10 protein-coding genes are annotated in these 12,893 nt (G+C 45.4%); 5 read left to right on the top strand and 5 right to left on the bottom strand.

Features of this window, described 5'->3' with window-relative positions; all coding sequences use genetic code 11:
* Positions 1-11: 11 nt before the first annotated feature.
* A complete protein-coding gene (locus tag LY387_RS25170) occupies positions 12-968 on the bottom strand; it encodes a sensor domain-containing diguanylate cyclase (protein ID WP_234496863.1) in 957 nt (318 codons plus the stop codon).
* 210 nt (positions 969-1,178) lie between these two features.
* Between LY387_RS25170 and LY387_RS25175 the strand changes: the two genes are divergently transcribed.
* A complete protein-coding gene (locus LY387_RS25175; RefSeq protein WP_234497854.1) occupies positions 1,179-2,486 on the top strand; it encodes an inosine/guanosine kinase in 1,308 nt (435 codons plus the stop codon).
* A 168-nt stretch (positions 2,487-2,654) separates the two neighbouring features.
* Positions 2,655-4,403, top strand: coding sequence for a formate--tetrahydrofolate ligase (locus tag LY387_RS25180; protein WP_234496864.1), 1,749 nt, complete (start codon positions 2,655-2,657; stop codon positions 4,401-4,403).
* Positions 4,404-4,482: 79 nt separating this feature from the next.
* On the opposite strand, the gene LY387_RS25185 is transcribed toward LY387_RS25180, so the two are convergent.
* A complete protein-coding gene (locus LY387_RS25185) occupies positions 4,483-5,109 on the bottom strand; it encodes an OmpA family protein (RefSeq protein WP_234496865.1) in 627 nt (208 codons plus the stop codon).
* A gap of 145 nt (positions 5,110-5,254) precedes the next feature.
* Between LY387_RS25185 and LY387_RS25190 the strand changes: the two genes are divergently transcribed.
* Both LY387_RS25190 and LY387_RS25195 read left to right on the top strand, forming a co-directional pair.
* Positions 5,255-5,878, top strand: a complete 624-nt coding sequence (locus LY387_RS25190; protein WP_234497856.1) for a thiol:disulfide interchange protein DsbA/DsbL — start codon at positions 5,255-5,257, stop codon at positions 5,876-5,878.
* 10 nt (positions 5,879-5,888) lie between these two features.
* Positions 5,889-6,362 carry an FKBP-type peptidyl-prolyl cis-trans isomerase gene (locus LY387_RS25195; RefSeq protein ID WP_042471405.1) on the top strand — a complete coding sequence of 158 codons (474 nt, stop codon included), beginning with the start codon at positions 5,889-5,891 and terminating at the stop codon, positions 6,360-6,362.
* Between the two features lie 41 nt (positions 6,363-6,403).
* Here the strand turns inward: LY387_RS25195 and LY387_RS25200 are convergent, their stop codons facing one another.
* Complete coding sequence (locus LY387_RS25200; protein ID WP_234497858.1) at positions 6,404-6,958, bottom strand: HAD-IA family hydrolase; 555 nt, start codon at positions 6,956-6,958, stop codon at positions 6,404-6,406.
* 330 nt (positions 6,959-7,288) lie between these two features.
* Between LY387_RS25200 and LY387_RS25205 the strand changes: the two genes are divergently transcribed.
* Positions 7,289-9,034: a methyl-accepting chemotaxis protein gene (locus LY387_RS25205; RefSeq protein WP_234496866.1), complete on the top strand. Its 1,746-nt coding sequence runs from the start codon at positions 7,289-7,291 to the stop codon at positions 9,032-9,034.
* Positions 9,035-9,119: 85 nt separating this feature from the next.
* On the opposite strand, the gene helD is transcribed toward LY387_RS25205, so the two are convergent.
* Both helD and LY387_RS25215 read right to left on the bottom strand, forming a co-directional pair.
* Positions 9,120-11,180, bottom strand: a complete 2,061-nt coding sequence (gene helD, locus LY387_RS25210) for a DNA helicase IV (RefSeq protein WP_234496867.1) — start codon at positions 11,178-11,180, stop codon at positions 9,120-9,122.
* 143 nt (positions 11,181-11,323) lie between these two features.
* Complete coding sequence (locus tag LY387_RS25215; protein WP_234496868.1) at positions 11,324-12,871, bottom strand: arylsulfatase; 1,548 nt, start codon at positions 12,869-12,871, stop codon at positions 11,324-11,326.
* Positions 12,872-12,893 lie beyond the last annotated feature (22 nt).

The following is a 12,893-nucleotide window of genomic DNA, read 5'->3' on the forward strand; positions in this document are numbered from 1 at the left end:
CATCGTTGGCTCTATTCTTTACTCAAGCACGCTTCAAAATTCTGGCATCGAGAGCAACTGGCAATTTGAGAATGCGTTTCGCAATGTACCAGCGTTGCATTTTTCTGATCACGATTGCGTTTCACCGCCATCAAAGCCCCGTCAGCCTTAGCCATAAACAACCCTTGATTGCTCTCTGAAAGCTGAGAGACACCCAAGCTAATGTTGATCGTGAATTCTTCACCGTCTTCTGACAAAAAGCTTTGCTTTGCCATCGACGTCCGCAGGCGCTCTGCTAGCTGAAACGCGCAAGCTAATGTAGTGTGTGGCAATAACAGCGCAAACTCATCCCCACCAAAGCGAAAACACCCATCTTCTTCTCTTACAGAAGTCAGCATAACCTTACCGACTTGTTGTAGAACATAATCACCGATGCTATGACCATACTTATCATTGATAGATTTAAAATTATCTACATCAAGCATGATAAACGACAGAGGTTTACTGTGCCTTACATGCGAGGCGATCTCCTTTTTCATTTGCAGTTCTAGATAACGGCGATTGAATACGCCCGTTAGAACATCTCTAATCGCTAAGTATTCGAGTTTGTCATGTTTCGCTATGGAGTCTGAAATATCAATAGCAAGGCCGAACACCCCGACCACCCGACCTCTATCGTCATAAATTGGCGTTTTTAGATTCTGAAAATGACGAACGTTTCCATCAAGATCTGTGTTCTTTTCAACCTGAGAGATGGACTCTCCCCCGAGGACTTTTCGATCATGTAGCAACAGCTCATGGCATACCGTCAAGTCGAAAAACTGAGAGTCATCACGCCCGACAATTTCCTCTGCTGACTTTTCAAAAAGACGCGCCACTGCGTCGTTGACATAGGTGTACTTGAGGTCTTGGTCTTTCACAAAAAAATAACAGTCAAGGCGACTCAGAACCGCTCGTATTTCTGCAATGCTGAGATTATCAATATTCATACGACCCACCTCATTATAAACTCAGTTACATATTAGTATCGCATATAACCTTTTCAACAAAGTGGATACACATTGCACTTTACGACATGGAGTGAGCTGTTTTTTGCACTTTCGCACTGCTACAAATCACAAATTCAATGTAATTAGATGAAACAAAACTTGCAGCATTGTGATATTATGCCCGCAAATTTTGATCCGCTAGCCTTTACTATGAAATTCCCTGGACAACGCAAGTCAAAACACTATTTCCCGACCAGTAAGAAAGATCTTTCTGTGAGTCAGGCGCAATCAGCGCCAAAACTATACCGCCCGACAATTGTTGGTGTCGGGCAAACAATCGTCGACATTGAAGCACGTGTTGATGATGACTTCCTAGCTAAATACGATTTAAGTAAAGGACACTCACTCGTACTCGAAGAGAGCAAAGCGGATGCTCTGTATGCCGAACTTGTCGAAAAGGAGCTGATTACACATCAATTCCCTGGCGACACTATTGGTAATACCCTTCACAACTACTCAGTCCTCGCGGACAGCAAATCTGTCTTACTCGGCGTAATGTCTAAAAACATTCAAGTTGGGTCATATGGATATCGTTACCTGTGCCGCACATCGTCGAGAATGAACCTAAACCATCTACAGACGGTTGATGGTCCTATCGGGCGCTGCTACACACTTATCACTGATGATGGCGAACGCACATTCGCTATCAACGAAGGTGAGATGAACCAGCTTCGACCAGAGAGTGTACCTGAGTCAGTGTTTGACAAGGCTTCTGCACTTGTTGTTTCTTCTTACCTTATGCGTGGCAAACCTGAAGATCCGATGCCTCAAGCTGTCGCTCGTGCCGTTGAAATTGCAAAGCAGAAATCTGTACCAGTCGTTCTTACTCTGGGTACTAAATGGGTTATCGAAGGCAATGAGAAATTCTGGCAAGACTACATCAAAGAAAACGTCACCATCGTTGCGATGAACGAAGAAGAAGGTGAAGCCTTGACCGGTTTCGCCGATCCTCTAAAAGCCGCTGACAAAGCACTGGATTGGGTTGATTTGGTATTGTGCACCGCGGGTCCAGCAGGCCTCTACATGGCGGGCTACTGTGACAACGTCACACTAAGAGAGACAACACACGAACTTATATCTGCTGACGAGTTTGCAGACTTCAACAAGTTTGAGTTTAGCCGAGCGATGAGAAAGGACGAGTGTTCTGATCCGCAAAAAGTCTACTCTCACATTGGCCCTTACTTAGGCGGTCCACTAAAGATCAAGAACACCAATGGTGCAGGAGATGGTGCACTGTCAGCATTACTGCATGACATGACTGCAAACTCATTCCATAGCAAAAATGTACCAGACTCAGACAAGCATGTTGCACCATGTTTGACTTATTCGTCACTCTCTCAAATTTGTAAGTACGCAAACCGAGTTAGCTACGAAGTGTTAACCCAACACTCTCCTAGACTCACCCGTGCTCTTCCTGAGAGAGAAGACAGCTTAGAAGAAGCGTACTGGGATCGTTAATAAAAAAGGGCTTCGGCCCTTTTTTGTTTTTAAAACATACAAATAACAGGAGGCTGATTACTTTTAGAACAGCCCTCTGAATATTTAACTTTACAAAGCATTTTTAACCAGTATTATCTCGACGCAAACGTTTTCCTCATTAATTTTGTGGCTTTTTAAGGACCGTTAATGCTATCTGATATCGATATCTGTCGTACGACGTCACTCTCTGCTATTTCTGACATTGCAAAACAAGCTGGTCTTCTTGACCACGAGTATCACCCGCAAGGATTTCACAAAGCGAAAGTGACACTGGATGCGGTCTCGCGCCTAAAAGACAACCGTGATGGTAAGTTGATTGTCGTTACCGCAATCACGCCTACCCCATTGGGCGAAGGCAAAACCGTCACCACCATTGGTTTATCTCAAGGCCTAAAGAAGCTAAACAAGTCCGTAATGGCATGTATCCGTCAGCCATCTATGGGCCCTATTTTTGGTGTTAAAGGCGGCGCAGCAGGCGGCGGCTATTCTCAAGTTGCACCAATGGAAGAGCTAAACTTACACCTAACAGGCGATATCCACGCCGTGACTGCTGCTCACAACCTGGCGGCCGCGGCGATTGACGCGCGTATTTACCATGAACAGCGTCAAGGCTTTGAAGCATTTGAATCTCGCACTGGTCTTAAAGCGCTTAAGATTGATAGTAAAAACGTGGTATGGAAACGCGTTGTCGACCACAACGACCGAGCCCTACGAATGGTCACCGTCGGTCAAAACGAAGTAAACAAAACGATCAATGGCTACGAGCGCCAAGATGGCTTTGATATCTCTGCAGCATCAGAGTTAATGGCGATCCTTGCCCTATCGAAAGATTTAAAAGATCTTCGTATCCGCATTGGTAAGATTGTTGTTGCCTACTCTATTGACGGCACACCTGTGACCACCGAAGACCTACAAGTAGCGGGTGCAATGGCGGTTAGCATGAAAGAAGCGATTGAACCAACGCTTATGCAAACGCTAGAGGGCGTACCGACACTTATCCACGCAGGTCCTTTTGCAAACATCGCTCACGGTAATTCATCGATTATCGCTGATAGCATCGCCACAAAGCTGAGTGACTTTACGGTGACAGAAGGTGGTTTTGGTTCTGATATGGGCTTTGAGAAGGCTTGTAACATCAAGGCTTCTGCGACGGATAAGAAACCTGATTGCGCAGTAATTGTAGCAACGCTTCGAGGTCTAAAAGCAAACTCTGGTCTATACGATCTTAAGCCTGGTACTCCTATCCCAGACAGCATCTACGGCGAAGATACTGCGGCATTAGAAGCTGGCTTTGAAAACCTGAAATGGCACATCAACAATGTGGCAAAATACGGCGTTCCTGCTGTCGTGGCGATCAACCGCTTCCCGCAAGACAGTGAGCAAGAGCTTGCGCTACTACAAGAGTGGGTCGAAGCACTAGACAGCAACTGCCGAGTCGCTATTAGTGAAGGTTTTGCTAAAGGTGGTGAAGGCACAGTAGCACTTGCTGAAAAAGTCATTGAAGCATGTGCAACTGACGCGAACTTTAAACCACTATACACAGCAGAGCAATCTATCGAAGAGAAGCTCATGACCGTGTGTGAGGTGGGCTACGGTGCGGCTCGTGTAACCTTGTCTTACCAGGCTCAGCAGCAGCTAGAAATCTACAAGAAACATGGATTCAATAACCTAGCGGTTTGTCTTGCTAAAACACCACTTTCCATTACTACTGATGGCAGTGTAAAAGGTGCACCGACTGGCTTTGATGTCGTTATCCGTGAGTTACGCTTATGTGCGGGTGCCGGTTTCATCTATGCACTTTGTGGCAATGTAATGACTATGCCGGGTCTTCCAGACAAACCAGCATTTATGAGCCTAGATCTCGACGACGAAGGCAACATTGTTGGTCTTAGCTAATTAGCGTTAAGCTTGCCGAAATACTAAAAAGCGACGGTTCTCCGTCGCTTTTCTTATTTCTAAGATTAAGAGTTTTACATCACTGGGCAACAATCAAGGTCAGCTCTACACGACGATTGCATGCTTTACCAAATTGAGTCGTATTCGTACACGCAGGAACGTACTCACCATACCCTCTGGTATAAATCATCTGTCTTGGTACGTTCTTTCCAATCAAGGTGCGTTTCACTGACTCAGCTCTTTTGTCAGACAGCGAATCATTCAAGCGAACAGTACCCGTGTTATCCGTGTGCCCACCAATCACCACATCCACACCTTGTTGACGAGACAAGAAACTCGCCAGTTGCTCCAACCACATTGCTGAACCATCAGCGACATTCGCAGAGCCCGTATTGAAATGGATTTTTTGTTTTAGGCGAATCATGACGTAGTCACCAGGAATGAGTTCATAATCCAGCCCTTGATTCACAAGGTAGGTCTCTAGCTCATCCCAAGAGTGACTTCGATATTGACCATTTGGCCCACCAACTTTTGCAGTCGACATGATAGGAGCATCCGCCCACTCTGGGTGCATGACGTCGTGCTCACTGCGGGGCGCTGTTTCTAACATTTCTGGAAACATCTTACTGGTTGTCTCGGACACTGAACTGCATCCTGCGAGTACAATCGCAGAGGTTAACCACACCACTCGCTTTAGCATTAACATCGCCAACTCCTAAATCTCAATCATGCTGTTTATATCGACCAAAGCAGCGAAACCTTTACAAAAAATCTTTCGCTTATTCCCCTCTTGTGCGGTCTACTCATTCAACGTTAAACTCTCTGCATCCAATCCATTTAGAAGCATTATGATGTTAAAAACATTTTCTAAGTCTCTTGCCATTCTCGCGCTCGTTGCATCTGTAGCTGCTTGTAGCGATTCTTCTACGCCAACCGAAGGCAAACAGTACCGTACCCTAGATACCAATCTATCGACTTACCGACTACCTCAAGTAACGGAAGTGTTCTCTCTAGGCTGTGGCCACTGCCGTAACCTCGAGCCAATGCTGCCTGAACTAGAGTCTAAAATTGATTCCAAATTAGGCAAAATGCATGTCATGTTCAATGATAGTGCGAAAATTGCTGCCATGATTTTCTACACAGCGGTCATGCAATCTGAAGGCGGCAAGGTCCCTGCGGATATGAAAGACAGCTTGTTTGCACTGGTGCAAGACCGTGACCTTGATGGAGCCGCAAAGAAAGCCGAGCTGGACAGTATTTTCGAGTCTCGTAACATGGTTAGCCCGTACGCACTCGATGAAGCTCAGCAAAAGCAGTTGTTCACCTATCTAGAGCAGGCTGAAGCGGTGTCGATGGAAGCGCAAATTAACGCTGTACCTACCTTCATCGTTAACGGCAAGTATGAAGTCATGATTTCTGGCCATCAGGGAATCGATGAGATTGCTGAAACTATCAACTATCTAAAAACAAAATAAAGGAACACTCGTGTCTAAAATTCTAATTCCTATTATTGTTCTGCTTCTGGCAGCATTTATGATTTACCGTACTTGGGGTAACAGCAAAGCCGCTGAAGAGAACTTTCAGCAAGGACAAGCATTCCTACTTGAAAATGGTAAAAAAGAAGGCGTGATCACCACAGAAAGTGGACTGCAGTATGAAGTGCTTCAAAAAGGTGAAGGCACGGAAAAGCCAACAGCAACGAGCAAAGTAAAAGTGCACTATCACGGTACACTCATCGACGGTACTGTATTCGATAGCTCAGTCGATCGCGGTACACCAATCAGCTTTGGTCTGAACCAAGTCATCAAAGGCTGGACGGAAGGTTTGCAGTACATGTCAGAGGGCGATAAGTTCCGCTTGTACATCCCCAGCACTTTAGGCTACGGCAAAAGCGGTACCGGTCCAATCCCACCTTCTGCGGTATTGATCTTCGATGTAGAGCTACTTGAAATTCAATAATCTCTATAAAACGCCCCGTCATTTGAACGGGGCGTTTTTGTTTATACCGGATAAAACTCAAATCCAGATTCCGTTACTAGGTAGCAATCCATCCCAGCAGCATGAGCGGCTTGAAGCCCCAGTTGGGTATCTTCAAAGACCACACAGTTCTCGGGCGCCTTACCCATTTTTTCTGCCGCTATCACAAATGTATCTGGATTTGGCTTGTGGTTTTCCACCTCTGTTGCTGTAACCACGCACTCAAAATCGTCAAGTACGCCCGCTTCTGTCAAAAGTCGAATTGCCGAATCTCTCTGGCTTCCCGTACCGATAGCCATTGGTTTAACATCTATATGTTGTTTGTACACTTCGAACGTATGCTCAATGATTTGTCCTTCAAAAGGCAACGTTGTGAAGGTACGCATTTTGAATCTCGACACTTCACCTTGGTCTAGATTAAGTTGGTAACGCTTATTGACCTCACCAGTAATTTTGTAGCTAGGCATTCCACCTAATGAATGTAACCACGCTTGATCATACGGAAACTGGAAATTCTCAGCCGTAATCTCCCATGCTTTGTCATGATTAGGCATGGTGTCTAACAGTGTGCCATCCATATCAAAAATGATTGCGTCATACTTTTCCAGCTGTAACAAGACGTTAACTCCTTCGCTGTCGGTTCAAAATCGATTATCGAGAAAAATCACTAAAGAACGGCGTTCTATTACCGATATTTATATCAATATGGAAACATATTCGTGCGTTTAATATGCGGTCGATTCCATTTTTTTGTTTGTAGTACTGCTAACAGAGACTAGAAATCAATAGCTTGCTATATTGCGCGACCCAAAAGGGTGTCGACAACAAATAATAACAAAACTTGCATGATTTCGTCTTCTCCCATTGAAGACGTTTAGGTAAGGATACAGAAAGAATTAAGGTTCAATATGAAGATAAAGCATCAACTTATCATTCTCGGGGCTCTGTCTCTTATGGCGATTCTCGCAGTACTGACAAGCAGTACCTATTTCGCTAGACATGCAGAAAACCTATCGAGCGCTATGACTCAACTAGGAAAGCTCGAAGTGACGCTGCTCAACTTACGCCGTAATGAAAAAGACTTTTTGTTGAGGAAAGATGAAAAGTACCTAGAAAAGTTCACCAAAAATGCTGCACTCTTCCTAGATCAAAAACGACAGCTCGATCTGACGCTCTCCGAATCTGGTGTAAACCTGCCAAATCAGCTAGAACAAGAACTTGCCAGCTATCGCGATACCTTTACTCGCCTTGTCACAGCATACAAGCAGCTCGGATTGTCACAGCAGTCGGGGTTGCTAGGGCAGTTCATAACAGAGCTAGATAAACAGATCCTGTCACAACCTAGCGTTGCATTGGTTGAACTGGAACGAGCAGTTTTATCAGGCTCTGAGCTTACCACCGCTCCTACCGGCATTGCATACCTAGACCAAATCAGTGCAGAGGTTTTAGCACAGCGCTCAACGATTGGCTTTAAGTACAATCAAGGATTACTAGGTGACACTCGTAGCCGTTCACACAGTATTGAAACGGATTTCGAAGCATTCAACCAAACCATGGTAACGGCGTTGGATGAAGCCGTAGAGTCACTGACGACTATTAAGTGGACTATTTCCGTCGGTCTCATTTTGGCAATTATCGCTCTTATCCTAACTATCCTTCGCTCGATCAGTCGTGACGTTGATTTGTTGCAAGCTTCGATCTCACGAATAGCACAAGACAACGACTTAACACATAGAGTGAGCGTAAAAGGCAACAATGAAATAGCTTCTATCGGGCAGGCAGTTAACTCGTTAATCGACAGCTTTAAACACCTGATTGCTGACACACAACAACAGTCAAGCCAATTAAAAAACAGCAGTGCGAGCATGAGTGCTGAACTGCAAAACGTCGTCGAACAGCTCCACAATCAAAGCGATCACACCAACTCAATGGCGACAGCAGTACAACAGATGGTGACGACTATTGATGAGATTTCGCAAACGACGCATCACGCGGCAGATGTGGTAAACCAAGCATCAAGCAACTCGGTACAGAGCCGTCAATTCGTAGACGATACGGTTAGCAACATTCAATCACTCTCAGCAGTGCTCGCAGAAAGCAATAACGAGATACGCTCTCTTAATGACCATGTCGGCAAAATAGGTGGAGCGGTACACATCATTCAAGATATTGCCGAACAAACGAACTTACTTGCACTGAATGCGGCTATTGAAGCTGCTCGTGCCGGTGAGCAAGGTCGTGGTTTCGCAGTTGTGGCCGATGAAGTACGCGCTCTCGCGAGTCGTACTCACCAGTCTACTGAGGAAATCACGAATCTTGTCTCCGCTATTCAATCTCAAATGACAACCGTCGTTGATGATATCGAACAGTGCAACACCCAAGGTGCGGAAACACTGAGTGCTTCTGCGAAACTCGACACCGCACTTCAGCAAATATCTGATGACATGACGCGTATTCAATCCAACTCGGAACAAATCGCCGCTGCAATTGAAGAGCAAGGCATCGTAATGAACCAAGTAGGCGAGTCGATTACAGACCTAAACCAGATTTCTACGGACAATATGAACAATGCCACGGCTTGTATCGAGGAAGTTCAAAAGGTATCAAACCAAACTCAACATATGGATAAAGCCATCTCTGTATTCAAAATTTAGTATTACGCCCCAAATAGGAATACTAAATACTAAAAGAAAAGCCTCTGTTTTTAACAGAGGTCTTTGTTTTTCTGCGACGAGCGCCTTACTTCTTTACGATAACCTGTTCATGCTCCGTGAGTTCTCGAACAAACGGCGATGGTGAGGATTGGTAAGTCACCCAAACCTTCACTTTGGCTCGAGTCATTGCGACATAAAACAAACGTCTCTCTTCGGCATGAGGGTATGTATCGGTGCCAGAAGTCAGCGCATCGTTGAGGTGAACAAACTTACGCTTCGCTGGGAACTGTCCCTCATCGGCATTAACAATAATGACAAAGTCAGCTTCTTTACCTTTACTGGCATGGCAAGTCATGTAGTCGAGCGATAGATTTGAGAATCGCTTGCACCAATCGTCGAAAAGCTCAGGTTTGTGGTAATGGTTGCGACCTAACAACAGCACTGATTTCGTCACCTTTGCTTTGCTATTAAGGTCATCTAGGATCTTTTCAACGCGGTTACCGTGCTCTACTACCACCGCCTTTTGTTTAACCGACTTATGGCTCTTGATCTCCTTGGTGAGCTGCGTTGGATTGGCCTGAATGAAGTCTGAGGAGACCTCAAGCAGCTTGTCACTAAATCGATATGTCGTGTCGAGTAAATGGATTGAAGAATCAGGAAAGCGCTGACCAAACTCTGTGGTCAGATCCACATCAGACCCCGTGAACTGGTATATCGACTGCCAATCATCCCCCACAGCAAACAATGATGCCGTATTACCCTTCTGTTCACACAGCGATTGTACAAGAGCAAGCCTATCCGGCGAGATATCTTGATACTCATCGACCATAATAAACTTCCACGGCGATGAAAATTTACGAGACGAAACACGTTTCGTGGCATTAGTAATCATCGAGGTAAAATCAATTTGATCGTTGTCTTTGAGCATTTTTTGCCATGCTTGATAGCATGGCCAACAGAGCGCAAGCTCACTATTTAGGCGAGTGTAATCTGACTCATCGATGATTTTTTCCTGAATGGCCTTTTTGCTTAAGCCTGTGGCGATAAGCTGATCAAGTTGCTGCTCCAGCCAGGCGATGAGCTTAGGGTTCTCGCTTTGACTACCCAGCTCTTCATCGCCTTTTAAATACGCAATAGGCCACTTAGACAAATGCTTTTGCCAACGTTTAAAGTTGGTCGGTGTCATCCAATGCTTTTTGAGCCACTCAATACACCAACCTGTTTTTTGCGAAGACTCTGTGGCCAACGGCGAAAGTTTCGGAGGTTGAATCTCCGTTTCCTTGAGGATTTGAAGACCGAGCTGGTGAAAGGTCAGCACGGAAATTTCATCCGCAGTCTTACCCAGTTTCCGCTCAAGACGATCACGCATTTCTTGCGCGGCTTCTCGTCCAAATGCCACCAGCAAGATTTGATCAGGTTGCGCGAGATGACTCTGCAAAAGATAAGATACTCTCGCCATCAATACGCTTGTCTTGCCCGACCCTGCGCCAGCTAGAATAAGGTTTTGATCGTTGTTGTGCAGAACCGCCAACTGTTGTGAATAGTTCATTGGCGAGGATTCAGATTGTGAAAACAGCACCTGCCAGTTCTCCCGCTCCTCTTCTAACCAATTTACATTTCTCTCTTGCAAAGCATTGGGAGCATCCTCAATCCAAGGAAGCAGTTTTTGAATTCGGTTCGGCATCGTGCGCATTGCTTCCGCAATCGACATATTCATCTCAAGAAACTGGCTGTCTACTTCAGCAACCCAATTGTTCATCATCGATTGAGGAAGAAACTGCGGTAATGTTCGCAGGCGATTGAGCTCCTGCTCCCATTTAGGTAGGTAGTTTTTCAGAAGCGCACATTGTTCTTGATGCCAGCTTTGATATACCGATACCGCATGCTTCGCAAAGCGTTGTGCTTCTTGCCACGGTAAGCCTTGCACAACCCATTGCACTTGTCTGTTGTCAGATTCATGTGCGTGAACCGTGATAGAGGACCATATCAGCCCTCTTTTCACACTGAGCTTGCCACTCCATTCACAAAATGGAATCCGCACTTCTGCCCTCACAGAGTGAAGCACCAAGCAATGTTGTTGCAGTTCGATAGTGCGAAACTCGTGTTGAGTGAACATTTCAGCAGTGGGAGTAGCGGTTAGCAGCATGATAAATCTGAATAGCGTTGTTGTGTTTTATGTTTGTAGTCTACTGTATCGCAAGGCTAATTCCATCCAAGTTTATGTAATAAGTGTGAAAAAGAATCCAAATAAAAACGCTCCCTGTTCGTGGGAGCGTTTGTCACTATTGATTACTTGTTGGTTGGAGTCTGAAGCTTATCCATCACTTCATCTAAGTTGAAGCTGGCTGCTTTTTGCCTTGGTGGGAACTCTTTGAAGGTTTCTAAGAACTTACCTACGTACACCTGCGCTGGTACTAGCAGGTAAACCCTATCCAGCATCCAGTCATAGTATGTGTTCGAGGTAACGTCTGCGACTTCATATGGGTCCATTCTCAAGTTAAAAATCTTAGGAACTCGCAAAGTAACAAACGGTTCTGCCCAGATACGAAGTGTGCCCTCTACGCGCTGCTCCATAAAGACCACTTTCCAGTTGTTGTAGCGAAGCGCGGTAAGATCACCATCATCAGAGAAATAGAAAATCTCTGCTCGTGGAGACTCTTCTGATTCACCAGTTAAATATGGGAGGAAGTTGTAGCCATCAAGGTGAACCTTAAAGTTCTTATCGCCCGCTTGGTGACCTTTGAGGAGTTTCTCTTTCACGTCAGGCTCACCCGCTGCGGCCAAGAAGGTTGGTAGCCAATCCATATGGTGCATGATGTTGTTAGACACTGAACCCGCTTCAATTTTCCCTGGCCACTTAACCATGGCTGGAACTCGGTAAGCGCCTTCCCAGTTAGTGTTCTTTTCACCACGAAATGGCGTCAGACCTGCATCAGGCCAAGTGTTCATATGAGGACCATTATCAGTTGAGTAGAACACTATGGTGTTATCCTCAATACCGAGCTCGTCGACTTTTTTGAGGAGCTCACCAACATGGTTATCATGCTCAATCATGCCATCAGCATAAAAGCTGATCCCTGATTTACCTAAGTTGCCTTCTTTAACGTGGGTACGGAAGTGCATTCGAGTCGCGTTCCACCAAACGAAGAATGGCTTCTTCGCCTCAACTGCGCGATCCATAAAATCGAGCGCCGCTGATAGCGTCTCTTCATCTACGGTTTCCATACGTTTACGAGTGAGCGGGCCGGTATCTTCAATCTTGCCGTCCGCGTAAGACTTAATGACGCCCCTAGGGCCAAACTGTTTACGGAACTCAGGATCTTTTGGATAGTCGACGTTTTCAGGTTCTTCCTCGGCGTTCAAGTGGTATAAGTTACCAAAGAACTCATCAAAGCCGTGATTGGTCGGTAAGAACTCATCTTTATCACCTAGGTGGTTTTTACCAAATTGGCCCGTCATATAGCCGTGCGGTTTGAGCAGTTCAGCAATGGTCGCATCTTCTGCTTGCAATCCAAGGTCAGCGCCTGGAAGACCAACTTTACTTAACCCAGTACGAAGTACACTTTGTCCGGTAATAAATGTCGAACGTCCTGCTGTACAGGATTGTTCCCCATAATAATCTGTAAACATCATGCCATCTTTTGCGATGGAGTCGATATTCGGCGTTTTATAACCCATTAAGCCAAATGTATAAGCACTGACGTTTGATTGTCCGATGTCATCACCCCAAATGACGAGGATATTGGGCTTATCCTCAGCATAACTGCTTGCTGAAACACCAATTAACGCGGTAGCCAATACAGCTAAGCTCCGCTTAAACCTTGTAGTCGTTGTCATGTATACCTCTACGTTAGTTGGT

This window comes from Vibrio maritimus (genome assembly GCF_021441885.1).
GTDB lineage: Bacteria > Pseudomonadota > Gammaproteobacteria > Enterobacterales > Vibrionaceae > Vibrio > Vibrio maritimus_B.